Here is a 22,679-nt window from a genome sequence, read left to right as displayed (position 1 = left end):
TCACCACTCCGCGAACGATCCGTCGCTGTGACGCCACACCGGGTTGCGCCAGCGGTGGCCCTCGGCCGCTCGTTCGATCACGTACTCCTCGTTCACCTCGATGCCCAGGCCCGGTCCGGTCGGGATGCGGACCTGACCGTCCGCGTAGGTGAACACCGACGGGTCGACGAGGTAGTCGAGGAGATCGTTCGACGTGTTGTAGTGGATGCCGAGGCTCTGCTCCTGGATGGTCGCGTTGTAGCAGCCCGCGTCGATCTGCAGGCACGTGGCCAGGGCGATCGGTCCGAGCGGACAGTGCAGGGCGAGCGCCACGTCGTACGCCTCGGCCATGTGCGCGATCTTCCGGGCCTCGGTGATGCCGCCGCAGTGCGACGGGTCGGGCTGGATGATGTCGACGGCCCCGGACGCGAGAACGGACTTGAAATCCCACCGGGAGAACAATCTCTCACCCAATGCGATCGGGATCGGCGACTGCCGGAGCACGTCGACGAAACCGTCCACGTGCTCGGAGAGCACGGGTTCCTCCACGAACATCAGCCGGAACGGTTCGAGTTCCTTCAGCAGCACCTTGGCCATCGGCTTGTGTACCCGGCCGTGGAAGTCGACGCCGATGCCGATGTTCGGGCCCACGGCGTCGCGCACCGCGGCGACGTTGGCGAGACACCGGTCCACCTTGTCCCAGGAGTCCAGGTACTGCAGTTCCTCCGTGCCGTTCATCTTCACCGCGGTGAAACCACGGTCGACGACCTCGCGCGCCGCCTTCGCGGTGTCGGCGGGACGGTCGCCGCCGATCCAGGAGTAGACCTTGATCCGGTCCCGGACCCGGCCGCCGAGAAGTTCGTACGCCGGCACGCCGAGTGCCTTGCCCTTGATGTCCCACAGGGCCTGGTCGATACCGGCGAGCGCGCTCATGTGGATACCGCCGCCGCGGTAGAACCCGGACCGGTACATGACCGTCCACAGATCCTCGATCTGCGTCGGATCCTGCCCGATCAGGTAGTCCGACAGTTCCTCCACCGCGGCGGCGACGGACGCCGCCCGGCCCTCGAGCACCGGCTCACCCCAGCCGACCACGCCGTCGTCCGTCTCGATCCGCAGGAACAGCCACCGTGGGGGCACGGCGTACGTGGTGAGTGACTTGATCTTCATGGAGTCCTCCTGTGCGGGGCCGTGGTGGTGGCCCCGGTCGTCGTCGGTGTCGGTTCAGGCGGCGTCGGCCGACCAGATGTTCATCAAGGTGTGGGCGCGGTCGCGGACGATGCCGGCGCTGTCGCCGGGCCGGTAGAGGCAGGTGCCGAGTCCCGCGCCGCCCGCGCCTGCGGCGGCCCACTCGGCGAGGTTGGTCCGGTCGACGCCGCCGACGGGCAGCAGTTCGACCTCCGCGGGGAGGACGGCCCGCCACGCCCGCATCCCCGCTGTCCCGACCGAGTCGGCGGGGAACAGTTTGATGCTGCGCGCGCCCGCACCCACCGCGGTGAACGCCTCGGTGGGGGTGGCCGCTCCCGGGTACGGGTGCAGGTTCCGGGCGACGGCAGCGCCGATGACCTCGACGTCGCTGTTGGGGGAGACGATGATCCGGGAGCCGGCCGCCTCGGAGCGGATCACGTCGTCGACGGTGAGGACGGTGCCGGCGCCCACGACGCAGACGTCGCCGACGGCCGTCGCCAACCGCTCGATCGACTCGAACGGCTGCGGGGAGTTCAGGGGGACCTCGATGGTCGTGAAACCGGCGTCGACGAGGGCGGAACCGACAGCGACGACCTCTTCCGGGGTGATGCCACGCAGAATGGCGATCAATCCGGTGGTCGTCGTGGTGGCAGAGGTACTCACAGGGTCTCCTTCTCGGGATTCGTGGATGGTTCGGGGTCGAGCAGTCCCGCGTCGATCGCCACGCGCCACAAACCCTGCGCGGCCGCCTCCTCGGCGACGATGTCGGCGGCCACGCCGTGGACGTGCAGTCCCGTCGCGTAGCGTCGGCAGAGGTCGGCGTTGCCGCACAGCAGGATTCGGTGTCCGGCGGCGGCGTGGAGGGGCAGGAGGTGCCGGACCTCGTCGGCGATGATCACGCCGGAGACGTAGTCGGGAAGCGACGCCGGATCGAGGAGTCCGTCGAGGACGAGCGCCCGTGCCCCGAACAGTTCCGCGGGCAATCCGCGCGACGGCACCGACGTTCCCGTTTCGAGGCCGCGACCGAACGCGGCGTCGTCTCGCACCCCGGTGGTTGCGGTGCGGCCGAGGATGCCGTGCTGCATCACCAGGCCGTACAACTCGCCGGACATCGCCGTGGCGAACGCGACGATCTTGTGGTCCTCGACGCGTGCCCACTTGCTGTGCGTTCCGGGGAGCACGATGGTCAGCGGACCGTCGGTGGCCGAGAGCATGCCCAGGGCCCCGATGATCTGCGTCTCCTCGCCCCTCATCACGTCGCCGGGCACAGAACCGTCGGCGGCGGAGGCGACGCGCAGTCCGGGCACGAGGTGCAGCACTCCGCGAGGGTGGGGGACCGTCGTCAGGTCGCCGGCGCCGATGGTGAGATCGGTCGGGGTCGTCAGGTAGCCGGCCTCACGCCAGCCCTGGGCGCTGCCCACCATGCCGCACGCGATCGCGGGGAGATCGGGGGCGGCCGCGATCCAGTCGCCGCAGGCCTCGTCGAACGCGGCCTCGTAGGCGCGGGTGCGCGATTCCGGGTCGTCTCCGGTGGTGCCGAGCAGTCCGAAGTCGGGTCTGCGAACGTCCAGAATGCGGCCGCCGTCGCCGAGGAGCCAGGCGCGCTGCGAAGACGTGCCCCAGTCGAGGGCGATCAGGCGCGGTGGTGAGGTGTCGGGGGTGTTCTGGATCACGCGAACTACTATCGGACTCGAATCCCATAATGACGAACATGGTCCCTATATGTGGGACAGTGGGGTGTGGCCGAACCGACGAACGACATTCCCCCCGGCACCCAGACGCTGGCCCGGGGGCTCGCAGTCATCCGTGCCGTCTCCGACGGCGCGCAGGATCTCCGCGCGGTCGTCGACCGCACCGGGCTGGGGCGCAGCACCGCGCACCGGCTCGTGCAGTTGCTGGTCCACGAGGGCTATCTGCGCAGCGGCAGCCGCGGGTACACCCTCGGCCCGACGCTGATCGAACTCGGTTTCAAGGCCCTCCACGGCAACCCGCTGCCCGTGGTCGCGCGCCCGATCCTCGAGGAGCTGTCGGCGCACGTGCACGACACCGTGCACCTGGCGGTCGAGGACGGTGGCTCGGTGCTGTACCTGGACAAGCTGCCCGGATCGCGCGGCGCCGAAATGCGCTCGCGCATCGGTCACCGCATGCCGCTGACCCGCGCAGGGGTCGGGAAGGCCCTGCTGCTCGACTCGGCCGAGCGCTGGGATGCGCTGTACGAGAGCGACGCCGCGCAGGCTCCGCGACCACCGGCGCGCGGACACGGCGGGCAGGCCGGCTTCCGCAAGCGGATGGAGGACTACGCGCGGATCGGGGCGGCCATGGACCTCGAGGACAACGAACCCGGAATCCGCTGTGTCGCGGCCCCGGTGCGGGACGCGTCGTGCGCGATCGTCGGCGCGATCAGCGTGTCGGCCACGAGCCCGTACATGCCCGACGAGCGGATGCGCGGCCTCGTGCCGGTCGTGTGCCGGGCCGCCGGGCGGATCTCCGCGGCGCTCGGCTACCGGGAGATCTGAGCCGACCGGTCACGCGGTGCGGCACGGTCAGCGGTACCGGCCCTCGCAGGCCTGCTCGCCACCGAGCACGCCGGTGCGGAAGGCGTCGACCCGGGAGAATCCGCTCGGCACGGTCTCCCCGTTCACGTCACTGGCGGCGAGTCCGTCGGTGAGCAGCCCCGAGACCGCTTCGTCGAGGTCGCCGGGGGACAACCACACGCTGCCCTCCGCCAGGGTGGCCGGACTGTCCGGGCTCAGCGCGCCGGTGATGACCCCGGACAGGCAGGCGGCCCGCAGCGCGGTCTGCGGGGAGTGCAGGTCGTCGCCCCGGTCCCGTTGCAACGCCAGGGTGTACCGCGAGGCGAGCAGGACGTAGGCGTTGTAGTCGCCGGTGAGCTTGGTCTGGAACAGTTCACGGCGGCCCAGGCGTCCCGGTGTGCCGCGTTCGGCGAGGGCGTCGACACTGACCCCGATCGTGTTCGTGGCCGGGCAGTACGACACCGGTTCCGTCACGTCGGCGTCCGCGCAAGCGAGGTCGGCGCCGTCGAGCTGCAGCGCAGGCGGATCGCTGAGATCGAAGATCTGCTGGAACGATGTGAAGAACGCCTCGACGGACTCGTCGGTGACGGGAAGTTCGCCGTCGTCGCTGTCGTCGGCGAACCGCTGCGGCAGATCCGCGCGGCGCGAGTCGATCTCCTTCTCGTCGATGCGCGTGCACGCTGCCGGGCCGTCGGTGAAGCCGATCTGGGTGGCAGTGACACGTTCGAACGCCGAGCCGTGCACGTTGTCCGGATCGTTCGGGTCCGTGTCACCGATCGCCACCGCCGACGCCAGCACCTTGTTCAGCCCGTCCGACGTGTTCAGCGTGAAGTGGGGCGCCTTGTCTTCCGCGATGTGCCGCATGAACGCCCCGGCGAAACAGTCGGCCTGCTGTTCCCGCACGATGCCGCCGCCCACGTTCTCGTCGGCGATTCCCGCCTTCGTCTGGACGGCGTGCCCGTACTCGTGCGCCAGCACGAAGACGGCGGCGACGACGCCGAACTTCTCCACGACCTCCGGCAGCAGCAGCGCGCGGTCCCAGCCGATGGTGTGGTCGGTGCTGCAGTAGCCGGCGTTGAGGAGTTCCTCGGTGGTGTCTCCGCAGAACCGGGGGCCGTCGGAATCCCGCGGATCCCAGGAGATCAGTTCCTCCACCGGCTCGAACTTGCGCTGGAACAGCGCCGGGAACTCGGTGCGCCAGTAACTCTCGATGTCGCTCACCGCGTTGGCGGCCATCGTGTCGATCTCACCGCCGTCGGTGCCGGTGACGGGGAGGTCGGCGTCGGGTGCGCCCTTGCGGGCACCGCTCGGACCGGACGTGGCGTCGAGGCCCGCCACCTTGAACGGATCGTCGTAAATGGACGCGGCCTCGCCGTCCACCGAACGCGCGCACCCCGACAGCACGACCGCCGTCGCGGCCAGAACGCCCACGCTCGCAGCCCACAGCCGACGTCGGATCAGCAAGGCCGTGCCTTCATCAACGCTCCAGACTCATCCAGATCGCGCCGTTCGCGGGCAGTGCCACCTCTGCCGAGGCGGGACGGCCGTGCCACGGCTGCGAAGTTGCCGTCACCGCACCGAGATTTCCCCAACCCGACCCTGCGTAGACCTCGGCGTCGGTGTTGAGAATTTCACGCCATTCGCCCCGTTCTGGCAAGCCCACACGATAATTCGCGTGCGCGGAACCCGAGAAATTGAACAGGCACGCCAGAATCGACCCGTCGGTTCCGTAACGCAGGAAGCTCAGGACGTTGTTCGCGGTGTCGTTGGCGTCGATCCAGGAGAACCCGCCCGGTGAGGTGTCGAGCGTCCACAACGCCGGGTGCTCGCGGTACGTGGCGTTGAGGTCGTGGACGAGCCGGAGCAGACCACGGTGGAAGCCGCCGGTGTACGGGTCGTCGAGCTGATACCAGTCGAGTCCGCGTTCCTCGGACCACTCTGCGGTCTGCCCGAACTCCTGACCCATGAACAGCAGTTGCTTGCCGGGATGCGACCACATGTACGCCAGCAGGGCCCGCACGCCGGCGGCCTTCGACCAGTCGTCGCCGGGCATCCGCGTCCACAGCGTGCCCTTGCCGTGCACCACCTCGTCGTGGCTGATGGGGAGCAGATAGTTCTCGCTCCACGCGTACATCAGGGAGAACGTGATCTCGTGATGGTGATAGCTGCGGTGGACGGGATCGTGCGCCAGGAACCCGAGGGTGTCGTGCATCCACCCCATGTTCCATTTCATGTTGAAACCGAGACCGCCGACGTTGGTCGCGCGGGTGACACCCGGCCACGCCGTCGACTCCTCGGCGATGGTGACGACCCCGCGGTGCTGCTTGTGGACCGTGGCATTGGTCTCCTGCAGAAACGCGACCGCCTCCAGGTTCTCCCGGCCGCCGTGGATGTTCGGTGTCCAGCCGCCCTCCGGCCGCGAATAGTCGAGGTACAGCATCGACGCGACCGCGTCGACGCGCAGACCGTCCACGTGGAACTCGTCGAGCCAGAACAGCGCGTTGGCGACGAGGAAGTTGCGGACCTCGCGCCGCCCGAAATCGAACACGTACGTTCCCCAGTCGAGTTGCTCGCCGCGCTGGGGATCGCTGTGCTCGTAGAGCGGCGTGCCGTCGAACCGGGCCAGCGCCCACTCGTCCTTGGGGAAGTGGGCGGGCACCCAGTCGACGATGACGCCGATGCCCGCGGCGTGCAGGTGGTCGACGAACCACCGGAAGTCGTCGGGGGATCCGAACCGTGACGTGGGCGCGTAGTACGACGTCACCTGGTATCCCCAGGACCCGCCGAACGGGTGCTCGGCGACCGGCAGCAGTTCGACGTGTGTGAACCCCGTCTCCGTGACGTGGGCGGCGAGTTGCTCGGCCATCTCGCGGTAGTTCAGCCCGGGCCGCCACGAACCGAGGTGCACTTCGTACACGCTCATCGGGGACTGCGCGGGCTCGGTGGCGGCCCGCTGCGCCAGCCACTCGGCATCGTTCCATTCGTACGTGCTGACCGACACCCGGGACGCGGTCGCGGGCGGGACCTCCGTCGCGAAGGCCATGGGGTCGGCCTTGTCGCGCACACTGCCGTCGGGGCCGTGCACCCGGAACTTGTACAGGTCGCCGACCTCGATTCCGGGGACGAACAACTCCCACACCCCGGTCGACCCGAGCACGCGCATCGGGAAGTTCCGGCCACTCCACCCGTCGAAATCACCGATCACGCTCACCCCGCGGGCATTGGGAGCCCACACGGCGAACGACGTGCCGGTGACGGTGCCGTCGGGGGTGTCGTAGCGGCGTCGGTGCGCGCCGAGGATCTCCCACAGCCGCTCGTGCCTGCCCTCACCGAACAGGTGCAGGTCGAGTTCGCCGAGCGTGGGCAGGAATCGGTAGCCGTCGGCGGAGACGTCGTTGTGACCCCCCGGCCACGTCGTGGACAGCCGGTAGTCCATCAGGTCCCGGTACGGCACCAGCGCGCCCCACACACCGTGCGCGAGGTGTTCCAGCGAGAAACTCGTCCCGCCGATGACGGCGTCGACCGCCTCGGCGTAGGGGCGTAGCACGCGGATCACCGTTCCCTCGGGATGCGGGTGCGCGCCCAGGATCGAGTGCGGGTTGTGGTGCTCACCCCGGGCCAGCAGGTCGAGGTCGGCGGCGTCGGGTGCGATGGCGACAGGCGGTTCGACGGTCACTATGTACCTCCGCGGTAGGCCAGTTTCGTTCTGGCCGGATAGGGAATCGACGGTAATGCCAGGATATGGGCCACGGCCCGCCACGGTTCGAGGCGCACGAAGTTGGTCTGCCCCCAGTGATACTGCTCCCCGGTGACCTCGTCGAGCACAGTCAGGTGGTCGTGCCAGTCGCGGCCCAGCGCGGGCATGTCCAGCCACACGTTGCCCTGCTCGGCGCCGTACGGGTTGAGGTTGATCACCGTCAGCACGGCGTCGCCGGTGGTGGCGTCGAACTTGGAGTACGCGATCAGGGCGTCGTTGTCGACGTGATGGAAATGGATGTTGCGCAACTGCTGCAGCGCCGGATGCTGCCTGCGTATCCGGTTGAGCGCGGTGATCCACGGTTCCAGCGACTCGCCGCGGGCGGCCGCTCCCTCGAAGTCACGGGGGCGCAGCTGGTACTTCTCCGAGTCGAGGTACTCCTCACTGCCCGGACGCACCGGAACATGTTCGTACAGTTCGTAACCCGAGTACACGCCCCACGTGGGCGACAGGGTCGCCGCCAGTGCGGCGCGCAGCGCGAACATTCCCGGACCGCCGGTCTGCAGGCTCTCGTGCAGGATGTCCGGAGTGTTGACGAAGAGGTTGGGGCGCGCCTCGTCGGCCTTGGCGGCGATCTCCTTGCCGAACTCCGTCAACTCCCACTTGGCCGTCCGCCACGTGAAATACGTGTACGACTGCGTGAACCCGCGACGGGCCAGACCGTACAGTCGCGCCGGCCGGGTGAACGCCTCGGACAGGAACAGGACGTCCGGATCCGACTTCTTGACCTCGGCGATCAGCCACTCCCAGAAGTCCGCCGGTTTGGTGTGCGGGTTGTCGACCCGGAAGATCTTGACGCCCGCCGCAACCCAGTGGCGCACGACCCGCAGGACCTCCGCGTAGATGCCGTCGCGGTCGTCGTCGAAATTGACCGGGTAGATGTCCTGATACTTCTTCGGCGGGTTCTCGGCGTAGGCGATGGTGCCGTCGGGGAGGACGGTGAACCATTCCGGGTGCTTCTTCGCCCACGGATGGTCCGGTGCGGCCTGCAGGGCCAGGTCGATCGCCACCTCCAGGTTCAGCTTCCGGGCGGCGGCGATGAACGCCGTGAAATCGCGCATCGTCCCGAGTTCGGGATGAATCGCGTCGTGGCCACCCTCGTCCGAGCCGATCGCCCACGGCGACCCGACGTCCTCCGGGCCCGGGGTCAGCGTGTTGTTGGGGCCCTTCCGGTTGATCTTTCCCACCGGGTGGATGGGCGGCAGGTACACCACGTCGAAACCCATCGACGCGATCCGGGGAAGCGCCGCCGCGGACGTCGCGAACGTGCCGTGCCGGGGCTTGCCGTTCTCGTCCCGGCCGCCGGTGGAGCGCGGGAAGAACTCGTACCACGACCCGAACAGCGCCCGCGTGCGGTCGACGAGCACGGTGTGCGCCTCGCTCTTCGTGACCAGTTCGCGCAGCGGATGCGCGCGCAGCAGTTCGGTCACGTCCGATCCGAACGCCGGAGCCACCCGCTCGGAGAGGTGACGGTCGGAACGCAGCGACGCCGCGACCCCGGTCAGCCGTGAGCGGTCCGCGCGGGGGACGCCCTTCGCGGCCCGCTCGAACAACCGCGCCCCGATCTCGAGGTCGTTGGCCAGTTCGGCCGGACCCTGTCCCACCGCCAGCTTCGCCTCGACCGCGTGCCTCCACGTGGTGACCGGGTCGCTCCAGGCCTCGATACGGAACGTCCACAGACCCTCGCCGGTCGGCGTGAAGGAGCCGTCGACGGTGTCGGGCACCGGACCGCTGGTCATGGGAATCCGGAACGTCGCCGAACCGCCCGAAGAAGCGCTGCGCGGCCCCCGCACCGCAAGCGTGGCGGCCACGGCGTCGTGACCTTCGCGCCACACGGTTGCCCGGACGGGAAACACCTCACCCACAACGGCCTTGGCGGGAAAGCGGCCGCACCCGACGTTCGGTTCCACGTCGTCGATTCCGAGTCGACCTGTCACACTGGGCTCCGTTCCATAGCCGGAAGTTGCCGGCGGCTCGTGGGCTGGGCCGCCCGTTCAACCGTAATGGAGTCGACCGGTTCCTGTCCGTATTGGAGATCCGACGCCCACCCGGCCCGACACGGCGCGACGACGCCCGCAGTGCGTTATCGTTCGCGAGGTGAAAGCCTTGCGTCGGTTCACTGTCCGAGCCCACCTTCCGGAGCGGCTCGCAGCCCTCGGTCCGCTGTCCACCAATCTTCGCTGGTCGTGGCATCCGGCCACGCAGGAACTGTTCGGATTGCTGGACGAGGACCTGTGGCGGCAGGTGCAGTTCGACCCGGTCCGGATGCTCGGCGAGGTCGATCCCGCCCGCCTGGACGAACTGGCCGAGGACGTCGCGTTCCTGGCCCGGCTCGACGCCGCGTCCGCCGACCTCGACGACTACCTGTCCCGGCCCCGCTGGTATCAGAACCAGCAGGCCAAGGGAGTGTCGCTGGACGGCGGGATCGCATATTTCTCAATGGAGTTCGGGGTCAGCGAAGTGCTGCCCAACTACTCCGGCGGCCTCGGGATTCTCGCGGGCGATCACCTGAAGGCGGCATCCGATCTGGGTCTGCCGCTGATCGGTGTCGGGTTGCTGTACCGCTCGGGATACTTCCGGCAGTCGCTGACCGCGGACGGTTGGCAGGCCGAGCACTACCCGCCGCACGACCCGCAGGGCCTGCCATTGCGCCTGCTCACCGAGTCCGGGCCGCAGTCGTCCGACGGGGCGCCCGTCCTCGTGCACGTCGCGGTGCCCGGCGGCCGGGTGCTGCGCGCCCGCGTGTGGATCGCCCAGGTGGGGCGCGTCCCACTGCTGCTGCTCGACTCCGACATCGCGGAGAACGACGCCGAGATGCGGGGCGTCACCGACCGCCTGTACGGCGGCGACCAGGACCACCGCATCAAACAGGAGATCCTCGCCGGCATCGGCGGCGTCCGCGCGGTGCGCGCCTACACCCACGCGTACGGCCTGCCCGATCCCGCCGTCTTCCACATGAACGAAGGGCACGCCGGGTTCCTCGGCATCGAGCGGATCCGCGAACTGGTCACCACCGGCGGGCTCGACTTCGACGAGGCGCTGGCCGCGGTCCGCGCCGGCACCGTCTTCACGACCCACACCCCCGTTCCCGCGGGTATCGACCGGTTCCCCGCCGACCTCGTGCGGCACTACTTCGGCGGCGACAACGGCGCGAACGAATCGTCCCTGCTGCCGGGGCTGACGATCGACCGGATCCTCGGACTCGGCCGCGAACCGGATCCGTCCGTGTTCAACATGGCCCACATGGGCCTGCGTCTCGGGCAGCGAGCGAACGGCGTGTCCCAGCTGCACGGCATCGTCAGCCGGGAGATGTTCCAGCCGCTGTGGCAGGGCTTCGACGCCGGAGAGGTGCCGATCGGCTCGGTCACCAACGGTGTCCACGCGCCCACCTGGGCCGCGCCGGAGTGGATCGATCTCGCCACCCGCATCCTCGGCCCCGAACTGGTGGAGGAGGCCCGCGGCTGGGAGCGGCTGCAGGACCTGTCCGCCGAGGAGCTGTGGGCGACCCGCAATGCGCTGCGCGGGAAACTCGTCGAGGAGGTCCGCAGGCGGGTCCGGGCGTCCTGGATCGAACGCGGCGCGACGTCCGCGGAACTCGGCTGGACGAACGAGGTGTTCGACCCGAACGTGCTCACCGTCGGCTTCGCCCGGCGGGTGCCCACCTACAAGCGTCTGACGCTGATGCTGCGCGACCCCGAGCGGCTCCGGGCCCTGCTCCTCGACGAGGAGCGTCCGGTACAGCTCGTGGTCGCCGGGAAGAGCCACCCCGCGGACGACGGCGGGAAGGCGCTCATCCAGCAGGTCGTGCGGTTCGCCGACGCGGCCGACGTTCGGCATCGCATCACGTTCCTCCCCGACTACGACATGTCGATGGCGCGGTACCTGTACTGGGGTTGCGACGTGTGGCTCAACAACCCGCTGCGCCCGCTCGAGGCGTGCGGAACGTCGGGGATGAAGTCGGCCCTCAACGGCGGACTGAACCTGTCGATCCGCGACGGCTGGTGGGACGAGATGTTCGACGGCGAGAACGGCTGGGCCATCCCGACCGCGGACGGCGTCGTCGACGAGACCCGGCGCGACGACCTCGAGGCCAGCGCACTGTACGAACTGCTCGCGCGCGCCGTCCTGCCGAGGTTCTACGACCGCGCGGACGGACTGCCGGTGCGCTGGGTGGAGATGGTGCGTCACACGCTGCAGCACCTCGGGCCCAAGGTGCTGGCGTCGCGGATGGTGCGTGACTACGCCGTCCAGTACTACGCGCCGGCCGCCGCATCGGCCCGGACGGTGGTGGCGGAGAACTTCGCCGGCGCCCGCGAACTTGCCGCGTTCCGTCGACGCGTCGAGGCCGCGTGGCCTGCGGTGACGGTGCTGCAGGTCGACGGCGCGGGGCTGCCCGACACTCCCGAGATCGGAGCGAATCTGGTACTGCGTGCCCGTATCCGCCTCGGTGAACTGTCCGTCGACGACGTCACCGTGCAGGCCGTGATCGGCAAGGCCGGACCGGACGAGGAGCTCACCGACCTCGTCACGGTCCCGATGACGCACTCGGCGTCGGACGAATCGGGGGAGTTGTTCGTCGCCGACCTGGCCCTGCCGCTGTCCGGCTCGGTCGGGTACACGGTGCGGGTGCTCCCGCACCACGATCTGCTCGTCGATCCGTCGGAACTGGGCCTGGTGACGGTGCCGAACCCCTGACCGGCACCACCGAGCCGGCCCGGGTTCGTCCCGGCACGGTTCACGGGCCGACGTCCCGGCGCCGGAAGCCGGCGACGGCGGCGAGGAACAGGGCCGCCGCCAGCAGCAGCAGGACGACGAGGGGAGCGGCCGCGAAGCCTTCGGCGGGCAGCGCCGGCGTGTAGTGGAAGGGGGAGAGAATCCCGAACCAGTCCGGGAGGACCTCCCCGAACATTCCGGCGACGAGAACGTAGCCCACGAACGCCCACAGTGCGGGCAGCGCGCGAGGGATCAGGCCGTACACGGCCGCGCACACCCCGACGATCACGAGCACCGCCGGGACGGTGTTCAGGGCCGCGCCGGTCAACCGCCCGAGCGCGCCCGCGTCGGACAGCGTGAAGGCCGCGGTGATCCCCATTCCGATTCCCGCGGCCACCGCGATCGCGCCGGCGGCACCCGCGATCACGACCAGTTGGCCACCGAGCCACCGCGCCCGCGACACGGGGGTGGCCAGGGCCTCCTCGGCGCGACCCGCCGATTCCTCCGAGCGGATCGACACGACGGCACCGACGGCGTACATCGCGGCCATCACCGCCAGGAACACCAGATACAGGGCGAACGCACCGTCGGCGGCCGCCGCGGCGCCACCCGGCAGCAGCTGTGCGAGATCGGGATCCTGTTCGATGAAATCGCTGATCTGCCTGCCGAGGGAACCGATGGGCAGCGACAGCGCGAACACGCCGACACCCCAGGCGAGGATCTGGCCGCGCTGCTGACGCGCCGCGAGCGCGGTGACTCCGGTCAGGTGGGGGGACGCCTCGGCGCGCCCGCCCCGCGGCGGGAGGAGTCCCGCCCCGACGTCCCGGCGACCGATGGCCGCATACGCGCACACGACGGTCAGTGCCGCCGCGACGACGCCGATCAACAGCGGCCACCAGCGTTCGTCGACGTACGCGCGGGTGGCCTGCGACCAGCCGATCGGCGACACCCACGTCAGCAGGCTCCCGCTGTGTCCCTGCTGCACATCGCCCACCGCCCGAAGCAGGTACGCGACGACGACCGCGCAGATTCCGGCACCGCTTGCCGCGCGGGCGTGTTCGGTGAGCTGCGACGCCAGCGCCGACAGCGCCGTGAACACCAGGCCCACGACCAGCACACCCGCCGACATGTTCAGCGAACCCACCGGAGGCAGACCCACGGCGAGCAACCCGATGACGAGCAGCAGCGCGACGAACACAGTGGCGAGGGCCGCCGAGATCAGTCCCGCCGTGATTCCCGCGTACCTCCCGACGACGCCGGCGCGTACCAACTCTGCACGCCCGGTCTCCTCCTCGGTCCGCAGATGCCGCGTCACCAGCAGCACCGACATGATCGCCACGGCCACCATCGTCATGCCGGCGATCTCGTTCGCGACCATCGCACCCAGCGTGTAGTCGTCCAGGCCGTAGCCCGGCCCGGCAAGGGCGGTGGCGGCCGGGGACGAGATGAGTTCGGCACGGGCCTGCCGGGATTCGGCGGTCGGGTAAATGGTGGAGTAACTCGACGCGAGCAGGACGGTGAGGCCCGCCACCGCGACCGTCCACACCGGAATCCGGACCCGGTCGGTGCGCACCGCCAGTTCGGCGAGCGCACCGGTTCCGCTCAACTGACTCACTGCGGCCGTCCGATCCCGAGCGCCTCGACCTCGTCGCGGTACTCGCGGAGGAACAAGTCCTCCAGCGTCGGCGGGTTGGCGGTGATCGAGACGATCCCCAGCCCCGTCAATGTTGTCATGACCGGGTCGATCTGATCGGAATCGACGTCGAACGTCACCGTGTTCGCGTCCTCACCCTTCTGCAGGTTGTGCACACCGGGTACGTTCCCGATCGGATTGGGCTTGATCCGGGTGGTCGCCGTCACCGTGGTCCGGGTGAGATGCCGCAACTCGGACAACGTTCCCGCCTGCACCGTCCTCCCCGCCCGGATGATGGTCACGGCGTGGCACAGCGCATCCACCTCGGCGAGGATGTGACTCGACAGCAGCACCGTGCGCCCGCCGCGCGCGAATTCGGTGATGCATTCCTGAAACACCGCCTCCATCAACGGGTCCAGGCCCGACGTCGGTTCGTCGAGGATGAGGAGTTCGGTGTCGGCGGCGAGCGCGGCCACGAGCGCGACCTTCTGCCGGTTGCCTTTCGAATAGGTGCGGCCCTTCCGGGTGGGGTCGAGTTCGAACCGCTCGATCAGCGACGCGCGCCGGACCGGATCGAGTCCGCCGCGCAGTCGCCCGAGAAGGTCGATCGCCTCGCCGCCGGACAGGTTGGGCCACAGGTTCACTTCGCCCGGCACATAGGCGAGCCGCCGATGCACGGGCACGGAATCACGCCACGGATCGGCACCGAGAACGGATGCCGAACCCCCGTCGGCGCGCAGCAGACCGAGGAGCACCCGGATGGTCGTGGACTTGCCCGCGCCGTTGGGCCCGAGGAACCCGTGCACCTCGCCCGACTTCACCTCCAGGTCGAGGCCGTCGAGGGCGAGCACTTCACCGAACTTCTTGGTGAGTCCGCGGACTGAGATCGCAAGGTCCATCGGTCGAGCATAGGTGCGCACCGATCCGGTGTCCGACTCAGTGCGGAACAGCGTTTCAGGGCCGTGAGTCGCGGATCCGTCCCAGTGCCTTGCGCACGACCTCCGGATCCGACGTCTCCCAGAACGGCGGCAGCGATGCCCGCAGATACCCGGCGTAGCGGGCGGTGGCGAGCCGCGGATCGAGAACCGCCACCACACCCTTGTCGTCGACGCTCCGCAGCAGGCGTCCGACACCCTGCGCGAGCAGCAGCGCCGCGTGATTGGCTGCGACGGAAAGGAACCCGTTGCCGCCGCGCGACTCCACCGCCTTCTGCCGGGCGACCAGCAACGGGTCGTCGGGGCGGGGGAACGGGATGCGGTCGAGGATCACGAGGCTCAGCGACGGGCCCGGCACGTCGACGCCCTGCCACAGCGACAACGTGCCGAACAGCGACGTCGGCTCGTCACCGGCGAACGCCCGGACGAGGGCGCCCGTCGAGTCGTCGCCCTGGCACAGGATCGGGGTTTCGAGCCGGTCGCGCATCGCCTCGGACGCGGCCTTCGCCGCCCGCATCGACGAGAACAATCCCAGCGTCCGCCCACCGGCGGCCTCGACGAGTTCGGCGATCTCGTCGAGATACGCGGGGGACAGGCCGTCCCGGCCCGGCGGCGGCAGTTGCTTCGCGATGTAGATGATCCCGGCGCGGGCGTGGTCGAACGGCGACCCGACGTCGAGGGCGTTCCATTTGAGCGTGCCCGCATCGGACGGCGCCTCGGACCCGGTGGCCGTCGCCGGATCGATCACGACGGACGACTCGGCGGGAAGTCCCCAGTTGACGGCGAGGCCGTCGAAGGACCCGCCGACCGTCAGGGTGGCGGACGTGAGGACCACCGTCGATTCCGCGAACAGCCGGGAACGCAGCAGCCCGCCGACCGACAGCGGTGCCATCCGCACCACCCGGCGGATCGAACCACGGTTGTCGTCGGCGGCCAGCCACACCACGTCGTGACGCTTCGCCGGATCCGGCTCGTCGAAGGCGCTGAGAACGCGGACGGCGCTGTCGTGAACCTCCTCGACCGACGCGAGCGCGGTGTTGCGGGCGGCGGCCGCCTCCGGGTCGCTCAACGCCATGCCGGGACGGGACGGGCCGATGGCCGTGCGCAGCGCCCAGGCGGCGTCGCGGACGGCGGCGAGCGCGGGCGCCGCGCCGGGCGGCAACGCCTCCCACCGCTCGGGCCGCAACTCCTCGAGCAGCGCCGCCCAGCCCTCACCCGCCGCCTCGAGGCGATCGGCGTCCTGCTCCTCGACGAGCTTCGCGCAGCGCCTGGCCGCGGCACTGATCGTCGACGCGGCCAACTCCGCGGTGGCGACATTGGTGACGCGGTCGACCAGTTCGTGCGCCTCGTCGATGACCACGACGTCGTGTTCGGGAAGGATCGCGATCCCGGTGATGGCGTCGATGGCGAGCAGGGCGTGGTTGGTGACGACGACGTCGACCTGCGATGCCTCCGCGCGGGCCCGCTCCGCGAAGCAGTCCTCGCCGACCGGGCAGCGGGACTTGCCGAGGCACTCCCGGGCCGTGACGCTGACCTGGCGCCACGCCTTGTCGCTGACACCGGGGGCCAGATCGTCGCGGTCGCCGGTCTCGGTGTCCGAGGACCACTCGGTGAGGCGCTGCACCTCACGGCCGAGCCGGGACACCGCGAACGGATCGAACAGCTCGTCGGCCGGCGGTTCCTCCGCGGTCCCGGTGTGGATCTTGTTCATGCACAGATAATTGTTGCGGCCCTTCAGGATCGCGAAGTGCGGCCTGCGGCCGAGCGAACCCTCGAGCGCGTCCGCGAGCCGCGGCATGTCGCGGTCGATCAGCTGACGCTGCAGTGCGATGGTCGCCGTCGAGACGATGACCGTCTTGCCGCTCTGCACCGCGTGCCGGACGCTCGGCACGAGGTAGGCGAGCGACTTACCGGTACCCGTTCCGGCCTGGACGGCCAGATGCTCCCCGGTGTCGATCGAATGCGCGACGGCGGAAGCCATGGTCAGCTGGTTGGACCGCTCGGCACCGCCCAGCGACCGCACCGCCGTGCGCAACAGCTCGGGGACGTTGGGGAGGTTTTCAGGCACCCGAGCAGGTTACTCGGCACCTACGTCAGAAATCGTCACGCGGTCCGAGGGAACGTCCGAGTCGCGCCCCACGAGGCGCACCCCGGCGGCGCGCATCGCGGTGATCGCGGCCTCGACGGTCGTAGGAGCCACGCCCGCGGTGAGGGGGAGGAGCACGCGTGTCGGGAAGCCGGCCGCCACGGCGTCGAGTGCCGTCGCGACCACGCAGTGATCGGTGGCGATGCCCACGATGTCGACCTCGGTGACCCCGGCCGCACGCAGCCATTTCTCCAGGCTCTCGCCGTCGGAATTCCTGCCCTCGAAGCCCGAGTAGGCCGCGGAGTACTCGCCCTTGGAGAACACCGACTCGATGCCACTGCGATCGAGGTCCGGGTGGAACTCCGCGCCGTGGGTTCCCGATTTGCAGTGCACCGGCCACGTGTCGACGTAATCCGGCTCTTCGGAGAAGTGGCGGCCCGGATCGATGTGGTGGTCGATGGTGGCGGCGACCGCGTCGTACTCGGCCTCCGCCAGGAATCGGCTGATCGCCGCCGCGACCGCGGAACCACCCTCGACCGCGAGGGAGCCGCCCTCGCAGAAGTCGTTCTGAACGTCGACCACGAGCAGTGCCCGCCGGACGTCGGTGCCTCCGATGTCGATCACGGTGCCCTCCTGGGTTCGGGTTCGGCGAAGCGCACGGGGATCGCGGGCTCGCCGTGGGAGAGCTTCAAGCCCTCCCACGGCAGACTGACGAGGCCCGCCGCCAGGAGGGATCTGCTGTCCTCCAGAGTAGTCGCCTCGCAGGCGGTCTCACCGCCCCGCACCAGCGGGACCAGCAGTTCCGTCGCCGCGAGGCCTGCCGCGTCCGGTGCGTCGGAGTGAGCCGGGTACACGACCTCCTCCACCAGGGTTCCGGTGTCGCGGGCGAACCGCACCGCCTTCTTGGTTCCGCCCCGCGACGCCTTGTTGCTGCTCCGCTTCTCGACCGGGATTCCGTCCACCTCGACGAGTTTGTAGACCATTCCCGCCGTCGGCGCACCCGATCCGACGACGACGGACGTGCCGACCCCGTAGACGTCGACCGGTTCGGCCCGCAACGCAGCGATGGCGTACTCGTCGAGGTCGCCGGACACCACGATCTTCGTCCCCGTCGCCCCGAGGCCGTCGAGTTGCCCGCGCACCTGCCGGGCGAGAACACCCAGATCGCCCGAGTCGATCCGGACACCTCCGAGTCCGGGGCCCGCGACCTCGACCGCCGTCTCGACGCCCGCGGTGATGTCGTACGTGTCGACGAGGAGCGTGGTTCCGACTCCGAGCGCCGCGACCTGCGCGCGGAATGCCGCCGTCTCGTCCGGTCCGTCCGGGGTGGTGTGCAACAGGGTGAACGCGTGCGCGCTGGTGCCCGCACCGGGCACACCGTGCCTGCGGACCGCCTCCAGATTCGACGTGGCCGTGAAACCCGCCAGGTACGCGGCGCGCGAGGCTGCCACCGCCGATTCCTCGTGGGTGCGCCGTGAACCCATTTCGATCATGGGGCGGCCGTCCGCGGCGCTGACCATACGTGCGGCGGCGGACGCGATCGCGCTGTCGTGGTTGAGGATCGACAGGATCAGCGTCTCGAGCAGCACGCACTCGGCGAACGTTCCGCGCACGGACAGGATCGGGGAGCCGGGAAAGTAGAAGTCGCCCTCTCGGTAACCGTCGATGTCGCCGCCGAACCGATACTCACGCAGCCAAGCGACGGTGGTGGCGTCGAGGAAACGGGAGACGATCTCGAGTTCCGATTCGCCGAAGCGGAAGTTCGACAGCGCCGCGACCAGGCGGGCCGTGCCGGCGACGACGCCGTAGCGGCGACCGTCCGGGAGGCGGCGGGCGAACACCTCGAAGCTGCAGCGACGGTGCGCGGAACCGTCGGCGAGGGCCGCCGACAGCATCGTCAACTCGTACTGGTCGGTGAACAAGGCGGTGCTGTCTCTGGACACCCGGCCACTGTAAGCCGCGGTGTCGCCCAGCGGAGGAGCGTCGTACCCTTGTGTCATGGCTCATTGCTCGACGACAGCTCCATTCGTGGATGCCATGCCGGCATCGCCGCAGGTCACCCCTGCAGAGTCGGAGGTCGTCGAGGTCGATGAAGCCAATGATCGTCCCTGGGTCACCGTCGTGTGGGACGATCCGGTGAATTTGATGCACTACGTCACCTACATTTTCCAGAAGCTCTTCGGGTACAGCAAGGCGAAGGCGACCGAATTGATGATGCAGGTGCATTCCGAGGGGAAGGCCGTGGTGTCGAGCGGCTCCCGGGACAAGGTCGAAAACGATGTACGCAAGCTGCACGCGGCGGGCCTGTGGGCCACGATGCAGCGGGACAGCAGCTAACTTTCCGTTCGGACAGTAAGGAACTCGGTACACGACGTGCGGATGTGGAGCAGGAAGAACTCGCTCGGCGGCATGAAGCTGCGCTCGGAGATGGACGCGCACGAGGCCACGGTGCTGCGGTCGCTGGTCGCCTCCGTTCTCGGTCTCCTCGAGGAGCGGGCCGCGTCCGCCCCGGCCGACGAACTCGCCGCGCTCACCGGGATGCGGACGGGCAACACGACGGCACCCGACGAGGAGGTCCTCGCCCGGCTGCTGCCCGACTTCCACCGCCCCGAGATGGACGCGCCGGACGACGACGAGATCCGCGCAGAATCGAAGGCCGACGTCAACGGCGCGCTGCGCGGACTCCACGAACCGGAGATCATCGACGCCAAGCTGGCCGCGGGCTCGGTCATCCTGCACACCGTCCCGGAGAACGGCGGCAAGGTTCTCCTCACGCCGGAGCAGGCCGACGCCTGGCTCAGCGGTCTCAACGACGTCCGGCTGGCGCTGGGGACCAACCTCGGCATCGACGCCGACACGCCCGACGAACTCGATCCGGGTGATCCCCGCGCACCGCACCTCGACATCTACCACTGGCTGACCTGGATGCAGGACTCGCTCGTTCAGGCACTGGCGCCGTGACGGGCACGACGCCGGGCCGCACCGATTCGCTCGTCGATGTGGTCGGCCTGAGCGTCGGGCACCACCACCGACTCGATGCGGACGCCGCACTCGGCAGCGGCGCCGCCACCGGATGCACCGTCGTTCTCGCGCCGCACGGCGCGACCGGAGCGGTCGACGTCCGCGGCGGCGGGCCGGGCACCAGGGAAACCGACCTCCTCGACCCCAGCCACAGCGTCCGGAAGGTGCACGCGATCGTCTTCACCGGCGGCAGCGCGTACGGGCTCGCCGCCGCGGACGGCGTCATGCGATGGCTGGAGGAGCACGGTCACGGAATCGCCATGGGGGAGCCCGAGCAGGTGGTCCCGATCGTCCCCGCCGCCGTCATCTTCGATCTGCCGGTCGGTGACTGGCGCACCCGTCCCACCGCCGAATTCGGTTACCGGGCAGCGGATTCCGCGTCGCACACCGTGCTCTCCGGTTCGGTGGGCGCCGGAGTCGGGGCGCGCGCGGGCGCGATCAAGGGCGGGGTCGGAACGGCGAGTGTCGTCATCACGGACGGTCCGGCGAAGGGCATCACCGTGTCCGCGCTGATGGTGGCCAATCCCGTCGGAACCGTGTTCGATCCGGCGACCGGACTGCCGTGGGGCGTCGCCACCGTGGGCGCAGCCGCGTTCGGGCTCCGGCCGCCGGTCGCCGCCGAGGTGTCGGCGGCACGCGAACTGATGGCCAAGAGCACCGTTCTCAACACGACCATCGGGGTCGTCGCGACCGACGCCGCCCTCGGCAAGGCAGCGATGCGCCGCGTCGCCGTGGCCGGACACGACGGGCTCGCCCGCGCGATCCGGCCCGCGCATTCGCCGCTCGACGGCGACACGATCTTCGCGCTCGCCACCGGCATCCACCCGGTGCACCACCCGGCCGGCGTGCCCGACGCGTTCCCACCCGATCTGCCCGTCGTCGACGCCGTCTGCACGGCGGCCGCCGAAGTGGTCGAGAAGGCCATCGTCGACGCCGTCCTCAGCGCCACTCCGGTCGCGGGAATTCCCACGTACCGCGAGCTGTTCCCCTCGGCACTGCGTTCCTGACGCGGTCTGTTCGGTGGCCGAGTCGACGGTCCGCACCTAGGATGGCGCTCACGGAGGTGGATGACGTGCTGGTGATTCGATCGGACTTCGTCGAGGCGATGGTCGCGCACGCGCGGGCCGACCACCCGGACGAAGCGTGCGGGGTCATCGCCGGGCCCGAGGGCTCCGACCGCCCCGAACGGCACATCCCGATGATCAACGCTGAACGTTCGCCGACGTTCTACCGATTCGACTCCGGTGAGCAGTTGAAGGTGTGGCGGGCGATGGACGACGCCGACGAGGTGCCCGTCGTGATCTATCACTCGCACACCGCCACCGAGGCGTATCCCAGCCGGACCGACATCTCCTTCGCATCCGAACCGGACGCCCACTACGTGCTCATCTCCACCCGCGACCCCGACGCCCACGAACTGCGCAGCTACCGCATCGTCGACGGCGTCGTCACCGAGGAACCCGTCGACGTGGTGCAGAGTTACAAGTTCGCCCACACCTCGGTGGCGGACGTCCCCGACAAGTGACGACGCCGTCCCTCGCGACGGTCCCGCGGCAGGAAGACACCCACATCCCGAGGAGCCGACCATGGCTGTCACAGTTTCGATCCCCACCATCCTGCGTTCCCACACCGGCGGCGAAAAGCGAGTGGAGGCAACAGGTCCCACGCTTTCGGCCGTCATCGACGATCTCGAGGGCAATTACGGTGGCATCAAGGACCGCCTGATCGACGGCGGCCGCCTGCACCGGTTCGTCAACGTGTACGTCAACGACGAGGACGTCCGATTCTCGGGCGGACTCGACACGGAGGTGGCCGACGGGGATTCCGTGACGATCCTGCCCGCCGTCGCCGGAGGCTGATCGCGGCCGTGGCGCGGTTCGATTCGCTCATCGATACCCTCGGCGACACACCCCTCGTCGGGCTGCCGCGGCTGTCGCCGAGCTGGACCGGCACCTCACCGGTCCGTCTGTGGGCGAAACTCGAGGACCGCAATCCCACCGGTTCGGTGAAGGACCGGCCCGCCCTCCGCATGATCGAACAGGCCGAGAACGACGGCACCCTGACACCCGGCGCCACGATCCTCGAACCGACCAGCGGCAACACCGGCATCTCTCTGGCGATGGCCGCGAAACTCAAGGGCTACCACCTCATCTGCGTGATGCCCGAGAACACGTCCGTCGAACGCAGGCAACTGCTGACGATGTTCGGCGCCGAGATCATCGACTCACCGGCGCGCGGCGGCTCGAATCAGGCTGTGGCCGTGGCCAAGGAGCTGTCCGCGGACCATCCCGACTGGGTGATGCTGTACCAGTACGGCAATCCCGCGAACGCGCTGGCGCACTACGAGACGACGGGGCCGGAGATCCTGCGGGACCTGCCCGAGATCACCCACTTCGTGGCCGGCCTCGGCACCACCGGAACCCTGATGGGCGTGGGTCGCTACCTCCGCGAACACGTCGACGGCATCGAGATCGTCGCGGCGGAACCCCGCTACGGGGAACTCGTGTACGGCCTCCGCAACATCGACGAGGGCTTCGTTCCCGAACTGTACGACGAATCCGTCCTCACCTCGCGGTTCTCCGTCGGTCCCGCCGACGCCGTCCGCCGCACCCGGCAACTGATCGACAACGAAGGCATCTTCGCGGGCATCTCCACCGGCGCGATTCTCCACGCCGCGCTGGGGGTCGCGCGCAAAGCGGTCAAGGCCGAGCGCGCCGCCGACATCGCGTTCATCGTCGCCGACGGCGGATGGAAATATCTGTCGACCGGTGCCTACGGCGGTACGGTCGAAGAAGCGGAAGAAGCACTGGAAGGGCAGCTGTGGGCATGACGA

19 protein-coding genes are annotated in these 22,679 nt (G+C 69.5%); 8 read left to right on the top strand and 11 right to left on the bottom strand.

Going from position 1 to position 22,679, the window contains the following annotated elements; genetic code table 11:
- Genes dgoD through ACFU5V_RS34870 form a run of 3 tightly spaced genes read right to left on the bottom strand, consistent with a single transcriptional unit; the run spans position 1 to position 2,840 of the window.
- Complete coding sequence (gene dgoD / locus ACFU5V_RS34880) at positions 1-1,149, bottom strand: galactonate dehydratase (protein WP_378431066.1); 1,149 nt, start codon at positions 1,147-1,149, stop codon at positions 1-3.
- A gap of 54 nt (positions 1,150-1,203) precedes the next feature.
- Positions 1,204-1,830, bottom strand: coding sequence for a 2-dehydro-3-deoxy-6-phosphogalactonate aldolase (locus ACFU5V_RS34875; RefSeq protein ID WP_378704883.1), 627 nt, complete (start codon positions 1,828-1,830; stop codon positions 1,204-1,206).
- Positions 1,827-2,840, bottom strand: a complete 1,014-nt coding sequence (locus tag ACFU5V_RS34870) for a 2-dehydro-3-deoxygalactonokinase (RefSeq protein WP_378704880.1) — start codon at positions 2,838-2,840, stop codon at positions 1,827-1,829. Before ACFU5V_RS34870 ends, ACFU5V_RS34875 begins: the two co-directional genes overlap by 4 nt.
- A gap of 51 nt (positions 2,841-2,891) precedes the next feature.
- Here ACFU5V_RS34870 and ACFU5V_RS34865 point away from each other — a divergent pair, with 51 nt between their 5' ends.
- Entirely contained in the window at positions 2,892-3,683 is a 792-nt protein-coding gene (locus ACFU5V_RS34865; RefSeq protein WP_378704878.1) for an IclR family transcriptional regulator, read from the top strand.
- A 27-nt stretch (positions 3,684-3,710) separates the two neighbouring features.
- On the opposite strand, the gene ACFU5V_RS34860 is transcribed toward ACFU5V_RS34865, so the two are convergent.
- From ACFU5V_RS34860 to ACFU5V_RS34850, 3 genes are read right to left on the bottom strand one after another with little or no spacing between them, the layout of a single operon-like run.
- On the bottom strand, positions 3,711-5,162 hold the full coding sequence (locus ACFU5V_RS34860) for a neutral zinc metallopeptidase (RefSeq protein WP_378704916.1): 1,452 nt from the start codon (positions 5,160-5,162) through the stop codon (positions 3,711-3,713).
- Positions 5,163-5,178: 16 nt separating this feature from the next.
- Entirely contained in the window at positions 5,179-7,377 is a 2,199-nt protein-coding gene (gene glgB / locus ACFU5V_RS34855; RefSeq protein WP_378431071.1) for a 1,4-alpha-glucan branching protein GlgB, read from the bottom strand.
- A complete protein-coding gene (locus ACFU5V_RS34850; protein WP_378431072.1) occupies positions 7,377-9,395 on the bottom strand; it encodes a maltotransferase domain-containing protein in 2,019 nt (672 codons plus the stop codon). Before ACFU5V_RS34850 ends, glgB begins: the two co-directional genes overlap by 1 nt.
- 160 nt (positions 9,396-9,555) lie before the next feature.
- On the opposite strand from ACFU5V_RS34850, the gene glgP reads away from it, so the two are divergent.
- A complete protein-coding gene (gene glgP, locus ACFU5V_RS34845) occupies positions 9,556-12,153 on the top strand; it encodes an alpha-glucan family phosphorylase (protein WP_378704872.1) in 2,598 nt (865 codons plus the stop codon).
- A gap of 40 nt (positions 12,154-12,193) precedes the next feature.
- Here the strand turns inward: glgP and ACFU5V_RS34840 are convergent, their stop codons facing one another.
- The 5 genes from ACFU5V_RS34840 to ACFU5V_RS34820 are packed head-to-tail and all read right to left on the bottom strand — an operon-like array spanning position 12,194 to position 18,825.
- A complete protein-coding gene (locus tag ACFU5V_RS34840) occupies positions 12,194-13,786 on the bottom strand; it encodes an ABC transporter permease (protein ID WP_378704870.1) in 1,593 nt (530 codons plus the stop codon).
- Positions 13,783-14,703: an ATP-binding cassette domain-containing protein gene (locus ACFU5V_RS34835; RefSeq protein ID WP_378431076.1), complete on the bottom strand. Its 921-nt coding sequence runs from the start codon at positions 14,701-14,703 to the stop codon at positions 13,783-13,785. The genes ACFU5V_RS34840 and ACFU5V_RS34835 overlap by 4 nt, the downstream gene beginning before the upstream one ends.
- A gap of 55 nt (positions 14,704-14,758) precedes the next feature.
- Positions 14,759-16,807 carry an ATP-dependent DNA helicase gene (locus ACFU5V_RS34830; protein WP_378431077.1) on the bottom strand — a complete coding sequence of 683 codons (2,049 nt, stop codon included), beginning with the start codon at positions 16,805-16,807 and terminating at the stop codon, positions 14,759-14,761.
- 9 nt (positions 16,808-16,816) lie between these two features.
- Positions 16,817-17,449: a nicotinamidase gene (locus ACFU5V_RS34825; RefSeq protein ID WP_378431079.1), complete on the bottom strand. Its 633-nt coding sequence runs from the start codon at positions 17,447-17,449 to the stop codon at positions 16,817-16,819.
- Positions 17,446-18,825 (bottom strand): nicotinate phosphoribosyltransferase, encoded by a 1,380-nt coding sequence (locus ACFU5V_RS34820; protein ID WP_378704868.1) that lies wholly within the window; start codon positions 18,823-18,825, stop codon positions 17,446-17,448. The genes ACFU5V_RS34825 and ACFU5V_RS34820 overlap by 4 nt, the downstream gene beginning before the upstream one ends.
- Here ACFU5V_RS34820 and clpS point away from each other — a divergent pair.
- The 6 genes from clpS (at position 18,824) to ACFU5V_RS34790 (ending at position 22,676) form a co-directional block, all read left to right on the top strand.
- Positions 18,824-19,162, top strand: a complete 339-nt coding sequence (clpS, locus tag ACFU5V_RS34815; protein WP_072947001.1) for an ATP-dependent Clp protease adapter ClpS — start codon at positions 18,824-18,826, stop codon at positions 19,160-19,162. The two genes, ACFU5V_RS34820 and clpS, sit on opposite strands and share 2 nt — an antisense overlap.
- Positions 19,163-19,198: 36 nt before the next feature.
- The gene (locus ACFU5V_RS34810) at positions 19,199-19,786 is read left to right on the top strand and encodes a DUF2017 domain-containing protein (protein ID WP_378704866.1); all 588 of its coding nucleotides are present in this window, start codon (positions 19,199-19,201) and stop codon (positions 19,784-19,786) included.
- The gene (locus ACFU5V_RS34805; RefSeq protein WP_378704864.1) at positions 19,783-20,853 is read left to right on the top strand and encodes a P1 family peptidase; all 1,071 of its coding nucleotides are present in this window, start codon (positions 19,783-19,785) and stop codon (positions 20,851-20,853) included. The genes ACFU5V_RS34810 and ACFU5V_RS34805 overlap by 4 nt, the downstream gene beginning before the upstream one ends.
- 98 nt (positions 20,854-20,951) lie before the next feature.
- Entirely contained in the window at positions 20,952-21,371 is a 420-nt protein-coding gene (locus ACFU5V_RS34800) for a Mov34/MPN/PAD-1 family protein (protein ID WP_225928631.1), read from the top strand.
- Positions 21,372-21,432: 61 nt separating this feature from the next.
- Positions 21,433-21,705: a MoaD family protein gene (locus tag ACFU5V_RS34795; RefSeq protein WP_378431084.1), complete on the top strand. Its 273-nt coding sequence runs from the start codon at positions 21,433-21,435 to the stop codon at positions 21,703-21,705.
- A gap of 8 nt (positions 21,706-21,713) precedes the next feature.
- Complete coding sequence (locus tag ACFU5V_RS34790; RefSeq protein WP_378431086.1) at positions 21,714-22,676, top strand: PLP-dependent cysteine synthase family protein; 963 nt, start codon at positions 21,714-21,716, stop codon at positions 22,674-22,676.
- The last annotated feature ends 3 nt before the right edge of the window (positions 22,677-22,679 follow it).

The organism is Rhodococcus sp. NPDC057529, assembly GCF_042802055.1.
Taxonomy (GTDB): domain Bacteria; phylum Actinomycetota; class Actinomycetes; order Mycobacteriales; family Mycobacteriaceae; genus Rhodococcus_F.
The sequence above is the reverse complement of the archived record's forward strand: the minus strand, read 5'-3'. Positions and strand labels throughout refer to the sequence as shown.

What these genes read in the sequence shown, in the direction of transcription:
- dgoD (WP_378431066.1), bottom strand. Translation starts at nt 1,149, where the DNA reads ATGAAGATCAAGTCACTCACCACGTACGCCGTGCCCCCACGGTGGCTG.
- ACFU5V_RS34835 (WP_378431076.1), bottom strand. Translation starts at nt 14,703, where the DNA reads ATGGACCTTGCGATCTCAGTCCGCGGACTCACCAAGAAGTTCGGTGAA.
- clpS (WP_072947001.1), top strand. Translation starts at nt 18,824, where the DNA reads ATGGCTCATTGCTCGACGACAGCTCCATTCGTGGATGCCATGCCGGCA.
- ACFU5V_RS34820 (WP_378704868.1), bottom strand. Translation starts at nt 18,825, where the DNA reads ATGACACAAGGGTACGACGCTCCTCCGCTGGGCGACACCGCGGCTTAC.
- ACFU5V_RS34800 (WP_225928631.1), top strand. Translation starts at nt 20,952, where the DNA reads ATGGTCGCGCACGCGCGGGCCGACCACCCGGACGAAGCGTGCGGGGTC.
- ACFU5V_RS34795 (WP_378431084.1), top strand. Translation starts at nt 21,433, where the DNA reads ATGGCTGTCACAGTTTCGATCCCCACCATCCTGCGTTCCCACACCGGC.